The organism is Polaromonas sp. UC242_47 (genome assembly GCF_044452385.1).
In the GTDB taxonomy this organism is placed as follows: domain Bacteria; phylum Pseudomonadota; class Gammaproteobacteria; order Burkholderiales; family Burkholderiaceae_C; genus Polaromonas.
Map to the genome: position 1 here is coordinate 1862656 of NZ_JBIOAO010000001.1, position 15028 is coordinate 1877683.

Consider the following 15028-nt stretch of genomic DNA (forward strand, 5'->3'; position numbering starts at 1 on the left):
GTGTCCTTGGAAGAATAAAAACGGGTGACTTTTGGTTGACGTTAACGTCAACGTCAAAACGGATTATCGCGCATAAAAAAAGCCCGGCGGACCGGGCTTTGCAAGAGGATGTGAGCTTACTTATAACCAACCCGGTCCAGCATCTGCTGCACCTTGGTCTGGTTTTTGGCGATCACGCCGAGCGGGATGTTTTCCTGCTTGAAGCTGGAACCGCCCATGGCGACAATCGCCGGGTTGCTGGCGCTCACGCCTTTGGCAGCCGGGAACTCGTTGTTGCCGTTGGCAAAATAGTCTTGCGCAAACGGGCTGGCGAGGAATTCCATGAACTTGACCGCGTTGTCCGGATTTTTGGCGTGTTTGGCCATGGCGGCGCCGGCGATGTTCACGTGGGTACCGGCCGTTGCCTGGTTGGGGAACATGACTTTGACCTTTTGCATGACGGTTTTGTCCTCAGCCTTGTCGGACTTGATCAGGCGCGCCACGTAGTAGCTGTTGGTCAGCGCCACGCCGCATTCGCCGGAGGCCACGGCCTTGACCTGGTCGGTGTCGCCGCCCTTGGGGGCACGTGCCATGTTGGCCACCAGGCCCTTGAGCCAGGCTTCACCCTTGGCGTCGCCCAGGCGTTCAACCACGGTGCTGAACAGCGAGAGGTTGTAGGGGTGCGAGCCGGAACGGGTGCAGAGCAAACCCTTGAGCTTGGGGTCGGCGAGTTTTTCGTAGCTGTCCACATCGCTGGCCTTGACGCGGGCCGGATCGTAAACCACGACGCGGGCGCGGGTCGAAAAACCAGTCCAGGTCACGCCTTCTGGCGTGGCGGCGGCGCGCAGGTTGGCCGGAATGGCGGCGTCCAGCACCTTGGACTTGAAGGGCCGAAACAGGCCTTGGGCGTCGGCCGACGCCAGGCGCGCGGCATCGACCAGCAAAATCACGTCGGCCGGGGAGGCGGCGCCTTCGGCTTTCAGGCGCGCCACGATGCCGGCGTCGTCGGCGTCCACGCGGTTGATCTTGATGCCGGTGGTGCGGGTAAAGGCTTCGTACATGCCTTCATCGGTCTGGTAATGGCGTGCAGAATACAGGTTGACGACCTGTTCCTGCGCACTGGCAGCGCCTGCTGCGCCCAGCAGGGTGGCGGTGGCCAGGGCCATGGCGGCCAATGAAGATGACGTTTTAAACATAAGGCAACAGTCCGTGAAGCTAGTGATGTGTGAGATTTTAATACAAACGCGAATTATTCTTAATCGTTTTATGAGTATTCGAGGCGGGAGTCTGCTCGCGCTGTCCGGTGCGCTGCTGATGGCCGGTTGTGCGACCCAGGGTCCGGGTCAACCGGCGACCACACCGGCCGTGCCGGTGACGGCGCCTGCGCCCAAACCGGTGAAGATCGGCCTGGCCCTGGGCGGCGGCGCGGCCCGTGGGTTTGCCCATGTGGGTGTGATTGCGGTGCTGGAAGAGGCCGGCCTGAAACCGGCCGTGGTGGTCGGCACCTCGGCCGGCAGCCTGGTCGCGGCCCTGTACGCCAGCGGCAAAAGCAGCGCGCAGTTGCAGCAGACGGCGCTGAACATGGATGAGGTCGCCATCACCGACTGGATGCTGCCGATTTTCGGGCGCGGCATGTTCCGTGGCGAGGCGCTGAGCCGTTATGTCAACGAGTTGCTGAAGGGGCGGACCATTGAAAACATGGTGATCCCGCTGGGTATTGTGGCGACCGACCTGAACAGCGGCCAGGCCGTGTTGTTCCAGCGCGGCGACACCGGCACCGCGGTGCGTGCCTCGAGCGCCGTGCCGGCGGTGTTTGTGCCGGTCAAGATCAACGGGCGCGAGTATGTGGATGGCGGTCTGGTGTCGCCGGTGCCGGTGCGTTTTGCGCGGCAAATGGGGGCCGACCTGGTGATTGCGGTGGACATTTCCAGCCCACCCGAGGCGAACCCGGCCAGCGGCACCTTGCAAATCCTGCTGCAAACCTTTGCCATCATGGGCAAAAGCATCAACCAGTACGAACTCAAGGACGCCGACCTGGTGGTTTCGCCCTCGCAGGTAGGCCTGAAAAGCGCCGATTTTTCGGCTCGCCAGCGCGCCATTGACGCCGGCCGGGCAGCGATGTTGGCCGCGCTGCCGGCGCTCAAGGCCAGGCTGGAAGCGTTGCAGGCCCGCTGACGATCAGTTATTGATAGCTGCTTGCGCCCGTTGCTTCTGGGTTGGAGGCCGATTTGATCAATAATTCTGCGGCCTGAGCGGGAGGGTGTTGTGGTTTTGGATGGGCCAAAAAAAAGCCCGATCTTGCAATCGGGCTTTAAGGGGTCCGTGAAACTGAATTTCTGGAAGGACCCGAGGAGACAAGGGGTTGGAACTTGGTTTCGATAAGGGATGATCGAAACCAAGTGCCTGAATCTTCAGGGTTGGCGCGCCAGCCAAAACGTCAACGTAGCACTGGCTGGCCAACCCGGTATGAATCAGCTGGCGGCTGTGCCAGCTAATTCAAGCCCTGTAATTAACGTTTTTTGGCAGCGGTCTTGGAAGCGTTCACAGCGGTGTTGGTCACAGCAGTGAAATTGGCTTCGGCCATGTCGGTGGCTTGCTTGACAGCTTTTTGCATGGATTCGACAGCGTTGTTGGCAGCAGCCACGGCGCTTTTCATCACAGCCACGGCGGTTTCGGAACCGGCCGGTGCGTTTTTGGAAGCGCTGTCCACCAGGCCCATGAATTTGGCTTGGGCTTCGGCCGCCTGGCCTTCAATCGACTTGCCGACTTCAGCGCCGGTGGCAGTGGCGATGTCGTACAGGTGACGGCTGTAAGCGGCCGTTTTTTCAGCCAGGGGCTGGAACAGGCCGGCTTGCAGGGCCAGCAGTTCCTGTGCGTCTTTCACGCCCAGGAGAGATTGCGTATGGTTGGCCGTTTCAGCCAGGGCCGCTTTGGACGCCTGGACATTGAGTTCCACCAGCTTTTCAACACCTTCAAAAGCCTTGCTGGTCAGACCAAACAGGGTCTCGATGTTGGCTTTGTGGGAAGCAATAATTTGTTCAGCGGTCAACATATTCAAATCTCCAATATATAAATGGGGTTTAACAATTTCAATTAGTTGCGCTGCTGGACAATTTGTTTGCTCATTTGTCAATTGCTGCACTGCAACATAATTTGAAGTATAGGGATTGGCGGAGCGATTGCAAGCGATTTTTGCTGCAGTGCAGCATTCTAGGGATCAGGCTCTAGCTTCAAAGGGGACATGCGGGTTTTCTTGATCCGGACACAATGCAGTCTCAGGGGCATCACCCGCGGTTCTCCCTCTCTCTTTCTAGCTGCCCACGACCTTGCAAGCCTTTTACGCCGACCACTTTGTTCTGCCTTTGCCGGACGGGCACCGCTTTCCGATGGCCAAGTACCAGCGCCTGCGCGACCGCCTGGCGCACGAGTTGCCGCGGGTGCAGATGGGTGTGGCGCCGCGGGCCAGCGACGGCGAACTGGCGCTGGCGCATGAGCCGGCTTATATCCAGGCGGTGGCGAACGGCACGCTGAGCCCGGCGGCCGTGCGCGAGATCGGGTTTCCGTGGAGCCCCGAGATGGTCGAACGTTCACGTCGTTCGGCCGGCGCCACGATTGCGGCGGCACGCGTGTCGCTGGGGTCGCAGGGACGGGCCCAGGGCCTGGCCGCCAATCTGGCCGGTGGCACACATCACGCGTCGGCGGGCAAGGGCGGCGGTTTTTGTGTGTTTAACGATGCGGCCGTGGCGGCCCGCCTGATGCAGGCGGAGTGGGCGCGCAGCCACCATCAGCCGCTGCGGGTCGCGGTCATCGACCTGGACGTGCACCAGGGCAACGGCACGGCGAGTATTTTCAGCAGCGACCCCAGCGTCTTCACGCTGTCCATGCATGGCCAAAAAAATTTTCCCTTCCGCAAGGAGGCCAGCGACCTGGACGTGGATCTGCCCGACGGCTGCACCGATGCCGCTTACCTGCAGGCGCTGGAACACGCGCTGGACGAACTCGACCAGCGTTTCGCGCCCGGCCTGGTCATTTATCTGGCCGGCGCCGACCCGTTTGAAGGGGACAGGCTGGGGCGGCTCAGCCTGAGCTTCGATGGACTGGAAGCGCGGGACCGGCGTGTTTTCGACTGGGCCTGGCAAAGGCGCATTCCCATGGCGTTTGCCATGGCCGGCGGTTATGGCGTCAATATCGACGAGACCGTGCAGGTGCAGGTCAACACCTACCGCGTGGCGCTGGACTACTGGCAGCGCTGGCAGAATCAGTCCTCATGAGCTCACCGACACGCCCCCAAGCCGAAGCCCGCAGCGCGTACAAAATCTTTCGTCCCATTGGCACGCGCTGGTCCGACAACGATGTCTATGGCCACGTCAACAACGTCGTTTATTACAGCTGGTTCGACACCGCGGTGAATGGCCACCTGATTGAGGCCGGCGCGATAGACATTCATGCGGGCAGCGTGATCGGGTTGGTGGTCGAGACCCAGTGCCATTATTTTTCACCGCTGGCGTTTCCCGACCCGGTGCTGGCCGGCATTCGTGTCGCCCATGTGGGCTCGTCCAGTGTGCGTTATGAGGTCGGCTTGTTCTCCGGCCGCGCCGGTGACCCGGCGGCGGAATTAAGCGCCGCCAAGGGCCATTTCATCCATGTGTATGTGGACCGGCACACCCGCCGGCCTGTGCCTTTGCCACCCCAGTTGCTGACTGTATTGGAGACCTTGAAGTGACCCAGCCCTTGAACGCGGTCGATGCCGCCATCCACAGCCGCATGTCGACACGTGCCTTCCTGCCGACACCGGTGCCGCGCGAAACGCTGGCGCATCTGCTGGCCATCGCCAGCCGTGCGCCCTCGGGCACCAACACCCAACCCTGGAAGGTCTATGTGTTGCAGGGCGCCAGCCGCGACAGCCTGGTCGACAAGGTCTGCGCCGCCCATGACGCGATCCGCGCCAACCCTGAACTGGCGGCGCAGTACCGGGAAGAATATGCCTACTACCCGGAAAAATGGGTCTCGCCCTATATCGACCGGCGCCGGGAGAATGGTTGGGGCTTGTACGGCCTGCTGGGCATAGGCAAGGGCGACAAGGACAAGATGCATGCCCAGCATCACCGCAACTACCAGTTTTTTGATGCGCCCGTGGGCCTGATGTTCACGCTGGACCGCGTGATGGGCCGCGGCAGCCTGGTGGACTACGGCATGTTCCTGCAAAACATCATGGTGGCGGCGCGTGGCCACGGCCTACACACCTGCCCGCAGGCCGCCTGGAACGGTTTTGCCAACATCATCCTGCCGCACGTGGGCGCCGGCGAGCATGAAATGCTGGTCTGCGGCATGGCGCTGGGTTATGCCGACGAAAGCGCCCTGGTCAACAGCTATCACACGCCGCGCGTCAGCCCGGAAGCCTTCGCCACCTGGCTGGATTGAAGGGCCCCCACGGTCGCTCACTGTGTGTAGCTCCCTTCCCCCCGAGGGGGCTGCTGCGCCTGCGGTCCGGCGAAGCCGGTTCCGCGGCCCTTGCTTGAGGGGGATGGGACCCTCGCGGGCACTTGCCTCCTCTCCATTCGCCCTGAGCCTGTCGAAGGGCGCCCCCGGGGGCCTGCTTGCGGGTAAAGTCAGGGGTTCGCGCAAACAGCGCTTCCCCTTTATTTTTGGAAAGACACGGCTATGACCAACCTCATCACATCCCCCTCCGGCCTGCAATATGAAGACACCGTTTTAGGCACGGGCGCCATCGCCAAGGCCGGTCAGAACGTCAAGGTGCATTACACCGGCTGGCTGTACAACGACGGCGTGCAAGGCGCCAAGTTCGATTCCAGCAAGGACCGCGGCCAGCCGTTCGAGTTTTCGTTGGGTGCCGGCCAGGTGATCAAGGGCTGGGACGAAGGCGTGCAGGGCATGTCCGTGGGCGGCACCCGTCGCCTGGTGATTCCAGCGGCTCTGGGTTATGGCGCACGCGGCGCCGGCGGCGTGATTCCGCCGAACGCCACCCTGCTGTTCGAAGTGGACTTCCTGGGGACCTGATTTTTTCGTAAGCACTGCATCGCCCAGCGCCACCTGGCTCCCTCATGATCATCACCAGCCTGCTCGATACCGACCTCTACAAGTTCACCATGATGCAGGCCGTCCTGCATCAGTTTCCCGCGGCGGAGGTCGAGTACAAGTTCAAGTGTCGCAATGCAGGGGCTCCTGGCATTGCGCCGCTGGCCCCGTTTGTCAATGAAATTCGTGAGGAAATTCGTGGGCTGTGCAGCTTGCGTTTTCAGGATGCCGAACTGGCCTACCTGAAGGGCCTGCGCTTCATCAAAAGTGACTTTGTTGATTTTCTGGGCATCTTCAAGCTCAATGAAAAATATGTGGATGTCACGGCCTTGCCGACGGGCGAGATCGAGGTCTCCATCAAGGGGCCGTGGCTGCATACCATCCCGTTTGAGATTCCGGTGCTGGCCATCATCAACGAGGTCTACTTTCGCAACACCCACAAAAAGCCAGACCTGAGCCAGGGCCGCGAGCGTTTGAACGCCAAAATCCTGGAACTGCAGGCCGACGGTCTGCGCGAGCTCAAAATTGCCGATTACGGCACGCGCCGGCGCTTCAGCAAGGCCTGGCACGAAGAGGTCTTGCGCACCTTGATGGCGCGCCTGGGCACGGGGCGGCAGGGGCAGTTGGCGGGCACCAGCAATGTGCTGTACGCCATGAAGCTGGGCCTGATCCCCTTGGGGACCATGGCGCATGAGTACCTGCAGGCCTGCCAGGCCCTGGGGCCGCGTTTGCGTGACAGCCAGGTGTTTGGTTTTGAGTCCTGGGCCAAGGAGTACCGGGGCGACCTGGGTATTGCGTTGTCGGATGTGTATGGCATGAGCGCTTTTTTGCGCGACTTTGACATGTATTTCTGCAAGCTCTTCGATGGCGCGCGCCACGACAGCGGTGACCCTTTCCAGTGGGGCGAACGCATGCTTGCGCATTATGCGAAAAACCGCGTGGATCCTTTGACCAAAACCCTGATCTTTAGTGACGGCCTGACCATGCCGCGCACCATCGAGTTGTACCAGCAGTTCAAGGGGCGTTGCCTGCTGGCCTTTGGTATCGGCACCAACCTGACCAATGATCTGGGCTACGAGCCGCTGCAGATTGTGATCAAGATGGTTCGCTGCAATGGCCAGCCGGTCGCCAAACTGTCGGACACACCGTCCAAGAGTATGTGTGAGGACGAGAAATACCTGGCCTATCTGCGCCAGGTTTTTGAAATTGCGTGACCGGGACCCGGCTCGGCCGGGCTTCATCCGGTCCATAACAACAATGGAGAACTCATGAAGACTTTGCGTTGCGGCGCAGCCCTGGCCGGGCTGCTTCTTTTGCCCGGTATCGCCCTGGCGGCAGACTTTGACGGCGGCCAGTTGTCGTCCTTGTGGGGCATTCCTTTTGCCGGCCTGTTGTTATCCATCGCCGTGTTTCCCCTGTTGGCGCCGGCGTTCTGGCACCACCATTTCGGCAAGATTTCCGCAGCCTGGACATTGGTTTTTTTCCTGCCCTTCACGCTGACCTTCGGTCCGGCGCTGGCCGGCAGCAGCCTGGTGCATGCGCTCGTTGCCGAATACATCCCTTTCATCATTTTGCTGACGGCCTTGTTCACGGTGGCGGGCGGCATTTTTATACGCGGCAACCTGCACGGCAGCCCTGGGCTGAATACCGGGCTGTTGTTGATTGGTGCGGTCCTTGCCAGCTTCATGGGTACGACCGGTGCCTCCATGTTGATGATTCGCCCCTTGATCCGGGCCAATGACAACCGGCGTCACAGCGCACACATTGTTGTGTTTTTTATTTTTATCGTCTCCAACGTCGGCGGCTCCTTGACCCCGCTGGGTGATCCACCACTGTTTCTGGGTTTCCTGAAAGGGATTGATTTTTTCTGGACCGTCAAGCACATTTTTCCCGAGACCCTGTTTTTGACCGGCAGCCTGCTGGCCATTTTCTACGTGCTGGACAGCTGGTATTACCGCAAGGAGGGTGTGTTTCCGGTCGACCCGACGCCGGATACGCCGCGTTTCGGCTTTGATGGCGCGTTCAACTTTGTGTTGCTGGCGGGTGTGGCCGGGCTGGTGCTGCTCAGCGGTTTCTGGAAATCGGCCGTGGTGTTTGATGTGTACGGCACGGAAGTCGGCCTGCCGGGCCTGGTGCGTGACGTCGGCCTGGTGGCCATCACCTTGCTGTCGCTGAAGATGACGGCCGACAAGGTCCACAAGGACAACCAGTTTTCCTGGGGGCCCATGGCGGAAGTGGCCAAGCTGTTTGCCGGCATTTTCCTGACCATCATTCCGGTGATTGCCATGCTCAAGGCGGGCCTGAACGGTCCCTTCGGCGCCGTGGTGTCCGCCGTGACCCGGCCCGACGGCCAGCCCGATCCGGCCATGTATTTCTGGGCCTCCGGGCTGCTGAGTTCCTTTCTCGACAACGCGCCCACCTACCTGGTGTTTTTCAACACCGCCGGGGGTGATGCGCAGACCCTGATGACCACGCTGGCCCCAACCTTGGCCGCGATTTCCGCCGGCGCGGTGTTCATGGGCGCCAACACCTACATCGGCAACGCGCCCAACCTGATGGTCAAGGCCATTGCTGAAGACCGCGGCATCAAGATGCCCAGCTTTTTCGGCTACATGGCCTGGTCGGGCGGGGTGCTGGTTCCGCTGTTTGTGGTGATGACCTTTATCTGGTTCAGGTAAATTCAGGCATCCCCTTTTCACTGTTCAAAATCAAAATTCAAAGTCAAAAAGAGGCCCCATGAGCAAACCGAAAATCCTTGTCGCCCGCGCGATTTTTCCTGAAGTCATCGCCCGTCTGGAGCAGCACTTCGAGGTCGAGCCCAACCTCACCGACGAGTCCTGGTCCAAAGCGCAGATGATTGAAAAGCTCCAGGGCAAGGATGGTGCTTTCACCACGGGCAGCGACCGCATCGATGCCGATGTGTTGGCCGCCTGCCCGAACTTGAAGATTTGCGCCAACATGGCGGTGGGTTACAACAACTTCGATCTCGATGCGATGACCGCCGCCGGCGTGCTGGCCACCAACGCCCCCGATGTGTTGACCGAAACCACCGCCGACTTTGGTTTTGCCCTGTTGATGGCCACCGCCCGCCGGGTGACAGAGAGCGAGCATTACCTGCGCGCCGGCAAGTGGAACAAGTGGAGTTATGACATGTTCGCGGGTTCGGACATCCATGGCAGCACGCTGGGTGTGCTGGGCATGGGGCGGATCGGGCAGGGCATTGCCAAGCGCGGTGCGCACGGCTTTGGCATGAAGGTGATTTACCACAACCGCTCGCGCCTGGACGCGGCGCTGGAAACCGAGTGCAAGGCCAGCTACGTCAGCAAGGAAGAACTGCTGAGAACCGCGGATCACGTGGTGCTGGTGCTGCCGTATTCACCGGCCTCGCACCACACCATAGGCGCGGCCGAACTGGCGCTGATGAAACCCACGGCCACGCTGGTGAACATTGCCCGTGGCGGCATTGTGGACGACGCGGCGCTGGCCAAGGCCTTGCGCGACAAAACGATTTCCGCCGCGGGGCTGGACGTGTATGAAGGCGAGCCCAAGGTGCATCCCGATCTGTTGACCGTGCCCAATGTCGTTCTGACCCCGCATATCGCCAGCGCCACAGTGCCGACACGCCTGGCCATGGCCAACCTGGCGGTCGACAACCTGATCGGTTTCTTTAAGGAAAAAAGGCCTCTGACCCCCTTGAATCCAGCGGTGCTAGCTACGAAATAAATAGCGAGCATGAATTTGTTGCAAACCTGGCCGCTGCTGCTTCTTTCCGCGGCCACCCTGTTCCTGCTGGTCTGGCTGCTGCTGCGCCAGCCGGCGGACAGCGGCCACGCGGAACTGCTGGCCGCCATGGCGGCGGGCCACGACAAGGTCGAGCGTGAACTGCGGCGCGAGATCAGTGAAAATTCGCGCGCCAGCCGCCAGGAGCTGGCCACCACCTTTGCGACCTTCCAGCAAACGCTGGTGCAGCAAAGCGCCGAGGCCATCCGCACCCAGAACGCGCAGATCGATGCGTTTTCGCAGCAACTGACCTTGCTGCAAAAAACGCTGTCCGACACCTTGAGCACGCAGCTGCAGTCGGTCAGCGAATCGAATGCGCGGCGCATGGGCGAAGTGCGGGAAACGCTGGAAAAACAGCTTGCGCAGCTGCAGCAGACCAATTCGGCCAAGCTCGACGAAATGCGCAAGACGGTCGACGAAAAACTGCAAACCACGCTGGAAACCCGGCTGGGTGAAAGTTTCAAGCAGGTGGCGGACCGTCTCGAGCAGGTGCACAAGGGCCTGGGCGAAATGCAGACGCTGGCGCAAGGTGTGGGTGACCTCAAACATTTGCTGACCAACGTCAAGACACGCGGCATTTTTGGCGAGGCGCAGTTGTCGGCCCTGCTGGAGCAGGTGTTTACCGTCGATCAGTACGCGGCGCAGGTGGTCACGCGCCCGGGCGGCAAAAACCCGGTGGACTTTGCGATCAAGCTGCCCGGCCGCTCCGACTCGGGCGAGCCCTTGTGGTTGCCGATTGATGCAAAATTTCCCAGCGCCGACTACGAGGCCTTGCTGGATGCGCAGCAACGCGCCGATGGGCCGGCGGCCGACATCGCGGGCAAGGCGCTTGAGGTGCGGATTCGGCTGGAAGCCAAATCGATTTCCGAAAAATACATTGAGCCACCTTACACCACCGATTTCGCCATCCTGTTTTTGCCGACCGAGGGTTTGTACGCCGAGGTCTTGCGCCGGCCCGGCCTGATGGAAAGCCTGCAGCGCGACCACCGCATCACGCTGGCCGGTCCGACCACCTTGCTGGCCATGTTGAACTCCTTGCAAATGGGTTTCAGGACGCTGGCGCTGGAAAAACGCTCCAGCGAAGTCTGGCAAGTGCTGGGCGCGGTCAAGACCGAGTTCGGCAAGTTCGGCGACGTGCTGGCCAAGGTCAAGTCGCAGACCGAAACCGTGCTCAACACCCTCAGCAGCGCCGAGCAGCGCAGCCGCGTGATGGGCAAGGCCTTGCGCAATGTCGAGGCCTTGCCCGAGATCGAGTCCGCCCGTCTGATTCCTCTGGATAAAGATGTGGACGACAACTGATGCGTGATTCATGACCCCTGAACTTGCCCGCCTGATTCTGGCGCAGGTCTGCCTGCACGCCTGCATGGCCGGCACACGCATGGCCGCGCCTTTGCTGGCGCTGCGCGAGGGCTACAGCCCGGCAGCGGTCGGTGTGCTGCTGGCCTTGTTTGCCTTGACGCAGGTTTTTCTGGCCCTTCCGGCAGGTCGTTTTGCCGATCGCAATGGCCTCAAACGTCCCCTTGCTTACAGCGTGGTCGCCGCCGTGCTGGGGGCGGGGATGGCCGTGGCTTTTCCGGTGTTCCCGGTGTTGTGCCTGGCCGCGCTGCTCACGGGCGGCGCCACCGGGGTCGCCGTGATTTCCTTGCAGCGCCACGTCGGGCGGGCCGCGGAAGGTGCTTTGCAGCTCCGGCAGGTGTTCAGCTGGCTGTCGATTGGCCCGGCCGTTTCCAATTTCATCGGGCCGTTCACGGCCGGCCTGTTGATTGACCACGCCGGCGCCATGCCCGGCAGTTTGTTCGGCTACCGCGCAGCCTTTTTCCTGATGGCGGTGTTGCCCTTGGCCACCTGGTTTCTGGTGCGGCACACCCGTGAGTTGCCGCCTGTGGTCGTCGCCGCTGGCAGCGTGCCGCCCAAGGCCTGGGACCTGTTGCGCGAGCCCAGTTTCCGGCGGCTCATGCTGGTGAACTGGTTTTTATCGTCCTGCTGGGATGTGCACACCTTTGTCGTGCCGGTGCTGGGTTTTGAGCGCGGCATCAGCGCCTCGGTGATTGGTTCCATCCTGGGTGCGTTTGCCATGGCGGCCGCCGCCATTCGTATGGTGATGCCGCTGCTGGCCGCCCACCTGCGCGAGTGGCGGGTGCTGGCCGGCGCCATGTTGATGACGGCCGTGCTGTTTGGTATCTACCCCTTCATGCGGACGGCGCTGGGCATGGGTGTGTGTTCGGTGCTGCTGGGCTTTGCGCTGGGCACGGTGCAACCCATGATCATGAGCATGTTGCACCAGATCACCCCCGAGGCCCGCCATGGCGAGGCCCTGGGTCTGCGCCTGATGGCAATCAACGCCTCCAGTGTGTTGATGCCCATGTTGTTCGGCACCATGGGCGCTGTGGTGGGCATTGCCGGTGTGTTTTGGGCCACCGGTGCGCTGGTCGGCACCGGTTCCCGCGTCGCGTGGCTGCTGAAGGACAAGACAGAACATGCTCCGACGGGCCACCCTTAGGAAAACGCCCCCTCCCGAGAGAGGGCATGCATGATCACAGCTGGTAGAAAGTCTTGATGGCGTCCCAGGCGACCTGGGGATCATCGACATACTGGAACAGCTTCAGGTCGTCGGGCGAGATCGCGCCTTCTTCGATCAGGACATCAAAGTTCAGCAGCCGTTTCCAGTAGTCCGAGCCGAACAGGATAATGGGCACCGGCTTGGCCTTGCCGGTTTGTACCAGGGTGATGACCTCGAACAATTCGTCCAGCGTGCCAAAGCCGCCCGGAAACGCCACCAGCGCCTTGGCCCGCATCATGAAATGCATTTTGCGCAGGGCGAAATAATGAAACTTGAAGCTCAGCGAGGGCGTCACATAAGGGTTGGAGCTTTGCTCATGCGGCAGCGCGATGTTCAGGCCCACGGTGGGTGCGCCCATTTCGTGCGCGCCGCGGTTGGCCGCTTCCATGATGCCGGGCCCGCCGCCGGTGCAGATAAACAGCTGGTCCTGGGTCGGACGGGGTTTGCTATAGGCCGCCACCAGCCGCGCGAAAAGGCGTGCCTGGTCATAGTAGCGGGCGTTGCGGACATGCCGCTCGGCCAGTGCCAGCGCTTGCGCATCACCGGCGTCCCGCGCCTGTTTCAGGGCCTGCGCAGCCTCTTCCGGCGCCGGAAAACGGGCGCTGCCGAACACCACAATGGTGTTCTCAATGCCCTGGGAGATTTGCTCCATGTCCGGCTTGAGCATTTCCAGCTGAAAACGGATGCCCCGGGTCTCGCGGCGTAATAAAAACTCGGGGTCGGCAAAAGCCAGGCGGTAGGCATTGGCCTGCAAGGGGTTGCCATCGTTGGCATAGGCCTGCAGTTCAGCCCAGGCATCGGCCAGGCGGGTTTGTTTCAGGTCTTGGGTGTTTTCCATGGCTGCATTGTGAAGCAAGTTAAAGCGCGACCGCGAGCGCCAGCGGGATGAACAGCACAGCCAGGACATTGCCCAGCAGGATCATGGCCGCGACTTTTTCGGGTTCCTGGTAATAACGCTCGGCCAGCAGGTACTGCATGACGGCGGGCGGCAAGGCCGCAAACAGCAACAACTGCCCTTTGACCACGCCCTGGAGATCCAGCACCCACACCAGCGGCAGCGCCACCAGTAAGCCCAGCAGCGGGCGCGCCACTGCACCCAGCATGCCGATGGCGACGCCGGAGCGGGTCAAGGCCGTGAGCCGCACGCCAAGCGCGAACAGCATCATGGGCAGCATGGCGTCGCCAAGCAGGCGCAGGCCAGAGAGCAACACGTCGGGCGGGCGGACATCGGTCAGCGCGCTGGCAAACCCCAGGGCTGTGGCCAGCATCAAGGGACTGAGCAGCAAGTCCTTGGTGTGGGCATGGCTGCTGGTGATACGGGCCCCGACGGAAAAGTGCAGCAGGTTGCTGATGGAAAAAAGCGCCACCGCCGCACCCAGGTTTTCCGGGCCAAACGCCAGCAGGGCCAGCGGCAGCCCCATGTTGCCGCAGTTGTTGAACATCACCACCGGGACCAGGGTGCGCGGCTGGGCCCCAAAAGCACGTGCCAGCGGCCAGGCCAGCAAGCCGGTGCCGACGATCAGCAAAGCCCCGCCCAGCAACAGCGGCAGGTGGTGGGTCAGGTGAAAGTCGCGTGAGGCGAGCGCCGAATACACCAGCACCGGGGCCAGCACGTCCAGGGCGATGCGATTGAAGGTGCTCATGTCCGGCTGATGCCGGCGCGCATAAAAATAACCGATACCGACGATCAGAAAAACCGGAATGATGACTTGGGTAATACGCTGCAGGAGTTCCATGAAAATCAGTCAGGCAGGTGAAAAGGCTGGCGGTGCTGGCTCGCCCCTAGGGGGCCGGGGTATAAAAAAAGGCTCCACCAGGGAGCCTTTTTGTGGGGTCTTGCCGGGCAAGACCTGTTTAAACACGTTTGCGGTACTCGCCGGTACGCGTGTCGATTTCGACGACATCGCCCTGAGCGACAAAAATAGGCACACCGATTTCAAAGCCGGTGGCGATCTTGGCGGGCTTGAGCACCTTGCCGGAGGTATCACCCTTGACGGCGGGCTCGGTCCAGGTGATTTCGCGCTGGACGCTGGTGGGCAGCTCAACCGAAATGGCCTTGCCGTCGTAGAACACGACTTCGAGTTCCATGCCGTCTTGCAGGTAGTTCAGCGAGTCGCCCATGTTTTCGGCTTCGACTTCGTACTGGTTGTAATCGGCGTCCATGCAGATATACATCGGGTCGGCGAAGTAGGAGTAGGTGCAGTCCTTTTTGTCGAGGATGACCTGGTCGATCTTGTCGTCGGCCTTGAACACGACTTCGGTGTTGAAGTTGTTGAGCAGGCTTTTCAGCTTCATGCGCACCGTGGCGGAATTACGCCCACCGCGGCTGTATTCGGTCTTGAGCACCACCATCGGGTCCTTGCCGTGCATGATGACGTTGCCAGCGCGTATTTCTTGAGCGATTTTCATAACAATTTCTAGTAGAGTGTTGGCCGCCAGTGGGTCTGTGATGATGCAGGTCCGCGGCAGGAATGCGGCATTGTCCAAACTGGAAAATGCAAAGCCCTGTATTTTACCGTTATTTTGGACAGCCCCCAAGCCGGCTTTCCGACAGCCTTGGGGTCCTGTGGGCTGGCGCGGGGCTCACTATGTCTTAAGGCCAGGTTAAGTCTGCCCCCTGCAAGCTCTGGCCTTCACTGACTCCACGTGCCCGTCCCCGGGTGCCACACCCGC

Annotated in this window: 15 protein-coding genes; 10 read left to right on the plus strand and 5 right to left on the minus strand. The window is 61.2% G+C overall.

Going from position 1 to position 15028, the window contains the following annotated elements; all coding sequences use genetic code 11:
* Window positions 1-116 precede the first annotated feature (116 nt).
* Window positions 117-1175 (minus strand): extracellular solute-binding protein, encoded by a 1059-nt coding sequence (locus tag ACHMXK_RS09150; RefSeq protein ID WP_397439632.1) that lies wholly within the window; start codon window positions 1173-1175, stop codon window positions 117-119.
* 70 nt (window positions 1176-1245) lie between these two features.
* Here ACHMXK_RS09150 and ACHMXK_RS09155 point away from each other — a divergent pair, with 70 nt between their 5' ends.
* Window positions 1246-2154, plus strand: a complete 909-nt coding sequence (locus ACHMXK_RS09155; protein WP_397439634.1) for a patatin-like phospholipase family protein — start codon at window positions 1246-1248, stop codon at window positions 2152-2154.
* Window positions 2155-2488: 334 nt separating this feature from the next.
* Here ACHMXK_RS09155 and ACHMXK_RS09160 read toward each other — a convergent pair whose 3' ends face one another.
* The gene (locus ACHMXK_RS09160; protein ID WP_397439636.1) at window positions 2489-3031 is read right to left on the minus strand and encodes a phasin family protein; all 543 of its coding nucleotides are present in this window, start codon (window positions 3029-3031) and stop codon (window positions 2489-2491) included.
* A gap of 274 nt (window positions 3032-3305) precedes the next feature.
* On the opposite strand from ACHMXK_RS09160, the gene ACHMXK_RS09165 reads away from it, so the two are divergent.
* From ACHMXK_RS09165 to ACHMXK_RS09205, 9 genes are all read left to right on the plus strand, one after another.
* Window positions 3306-4250, plus strand: a complete 945-nt coding sequence (locus ACHMXK_RS09165) for a histone deacetylase (protein WP_397439638.1) — start codon at window positions 3306-3308, stop codon at window positions 4248-4250.
* The gene (locus tag ACHMXK_RS09170; RefSeq protein ID WP_397439640.1) at window positions 4247-4702 is read left to right on the plus strand and encodes an acyl-CoA thioesterase; all 456 of its coding nucleotides are present in this window, start codon (window positions 4247-4249) and stop codon (window positions 4700-4702) included. Before ACHMXK_RS09165 ends, ACHMXK_RS09170 begins: the two co-directional genes overlap by 4 nt.
* Window positions 4703-4743: 41 nt before the next feature.
* The gene (locus ACHMXK_RS09175) at window positions 4744-5400 is read left to right on the plus strand and encodes a nitroreductase (protein ID WP_397442485.1); all 657 of its coding nucleotides are present in this window, start codon (window positions 4744-4746) and stop codon (window positions 5398-5400) included.
* 240 nt (window positions 5401-5640) lie between these two features.
* Complete coding sequence (locus ACHMXK_RS09180) at window positions 5641-5997, plus strand: FKBP-type peptidyl-prolyl cis-trans isomerase (protein WP_318405065.1); 357 nt, start codon at window positions 5641-5643, stop codon at window positions 5995-5997.
* A 44-nt stretch (window positions 5998-6041) separates the two neighbouring features.
* Window positions 6042-7229: a nicotinate phosphoribosyltransferase gene (gene pncB / locus ACHMXK_RS09185; RefSeq protein WP_397439642.1), complete on the plus strand. Its 1188-nt coding sequence runs from the start codon at window positions 6042-6044 to the stop codon at window positions 7227-7229.
* Between the two features lie 54 nt (window positions 7230-7283).
* Complete coding sequence (locus ACHMXK_RS09190) at window positions 7284-8693, plus strand: sodium:proton antiporter (RefSeq protein WP_397439644.1); 1410 nt, start codon at window positions 7284-7286, stop codon at window positions 8691-8693.
* Between the two features lie 58 nt (window positions 8694-8751).
* The gene (locus ACHMXK_RS09195) at window positions 8752-9738 is read left to right on the plus strand and encodes a 2-hydroxyacid dehydrogenase (protein WP_397439646.1); all 987 of its coding nucleotides are present in this window, start codon (window positions 8752-8754) and stop codon (window positions 9736-9738) included.
* Between the two features lie 9 nt (window positions 9739-9747).
* Window positions 9748-11094 (plus strand): DNA recombination protein RmuC, encoded by a 1347-nt coding sequence (rmuC, locus tag ACHMXK_RS09200; protein ID WP_397439648.1) that lies wholly within the window; start codon window positions 9748-9750, stop codon window positions 11092-11094.
* A 10-nt stretch (window positions 11095-11104) separates the two neighbouring features.
* The gene (locus ACHMXK_RS09205; RefSeq protein WP_397439651.1) at window positions 11105-12295 is read left to right on the plus strand and encodes an MFS transporter; all 1191 of its coding nucleotides are present in this window, start codon (window positions 11105-11107) and stop codon (window positions 12293-12295) included.
* Window positions 12296-12329: 34 nt separating this feature from the next.
* Here ACHMXK_RS09205 and ACHMXK_RS09210 read toward each other — a convergent pair whose 3' ends face one another.
* The 3 genes from ACHMXK_RS09210 to efp all read right to left on the minus strand — a co-directional run bounded on the left by ACHMXK_RS09210 (window position 12330) and on the right by efp (window position 14764).
* Window positions 12330-13193, minus strand: a complete 864-nt coding sequence (locus ACHMXK_RS09210; protein WP_397439653.1) for a TIGR00730 family Rossman fold protein — start codon at window positions 13191-13193, stop codon at window positions 12330-12332.
* A gap of 19 nt (window positions 13194-13212) precedes the next feature.
* The gene (locus ACHMXK_RS09215; RefSeq protein ID WP_397439654.1) at window positions 13213-14091 is read right to left on the minus strand and encodes an AEC family transporter; all 879 of its coding nucleotides are present in this window, start codon (window positions 14089-14091) and stop codon (window positions 13213-13215) included.
* Window positions 14092-14209: 118 nt separating this feature from the next.
* Window positions 14210-14764: an elongation factor P gene (gene efp / locus ACHMXK_RS09220; protein WP_397439656.1), complete on the minus strand. Its 555-nt coding sequence runs from the start codon at window positions 14762-14764 to the stop codon at window positions 14210-14212.
* Window positions 14765-15028: the final 264 nt, after the last annotated feature.

What these genes read in the sequence shown, in the direction of transcription:
- ACHMXK_RS09150 (WP_397439632.1), bottom strand. Translation starts at nt 1,175, where the DNA reads ATGTTTAAAACGTCATCTTCATTGGCCGCCATGGCCCTGGCCACCGCC.
- ACHMXK_RS09155 (WP_397439634.1), top strand. Translation starts at nt 1,246, where the DNA reads ATGAGTATTCGAGGCGGGAGTCTGCTCGCGCTGTCCGGTGCGCTGCTG.
- ACHMXK_RS09160 (WP_397439636.1), bottom strand. Translation starts at nt 3,031, where the DNA reads ATGTTGACCGCTGAACAAATTATTGCTTCCCACAAAGCCAACATCGAG.
- ACHMXK_RS09170 (WP_397439640.1), top strand. Translation starts at nt 4,247, where the DNA reads ATGAGCTCACCGACACGCCCCCAAGCCGAAGCCCGCAGCGCGTACAAA.
- ACHMXK_RS09175 (WP_397442485.1), top strand. Translation starts at nt 4,744, where the DNA reads ATGTCGACACGTGCCTTCCTGCCGACACCGGTGCCGCGCGAAACGCTG.
- ACHMXK_RS09180 (WP_318405065.1), top strand. Translation starts at nt 5,641, where the DNA reads ATGACCAACCTCATCACATCCCCCTCCGGCCTGCAATATGAAGACACC.
- pncB (WP_397439642.1), top strand. Translation starts at nt 6,042, where the DNA reads ATGATCATCACCAGCCTGCTCGATACCGACCTCTACAAGTTCACCATG.
- ACHMXK_RS09190 (WP_397439644.1), top strand. Translation starts at nt 7,284, where the DNA reads ATGAAGACTTTGCGTTGCGGCGCAGCCCTGGCCGGGCTGCTTCTTTTG.
- ACHMXK_RS09195 (WP_397439646.1), top strand. Translation starts at nt 8,752, where the DNA reads ATGAGCAAACCGAAAATCCTTGTCGCCCGCGCGATTTTTCCTGAAGTC.
- rmuC (WP_397439648.1), top strand. Translation starts at nt 9,748, where the DNA reads ATGAATTTGTTGCAAACCTGGCCGCTGCTGCTTCTTTCCGCGGCCACC.
- ACHMXK_RS09205 (WP_397439651.1), top strand. Translation starts at nt 11,105, where the DNA reads ATGACCCCTGAACTTGCCCGCCTGATTCTGGCGCAGGTCTGCCTGCAC.
- ACHMXK_RS09210 (WP_397439653.1), bottom strand. Translation starts at nt 13,193, where the DNA reads ATGGAAAACACCCAAGACCTGAAACAAACCCGCCTGGCCGATGCCTGG.
- ACHMXK_RS09215 (WP_397439654.1), bottom strand. Translation starts at nt 14,091, where the DNA reads ATGGAACTCCTGCAGCGTATTACCCAAGTCATCATTCCGGTTTTTCTG.
- efp (WP_397439656.1), bottom strand. Translation starts at nt 14,764, where the DNA reads ATGAAAATCGCTCAAGAAATACGCGCTGGCAACGTCATCATGCACGGC.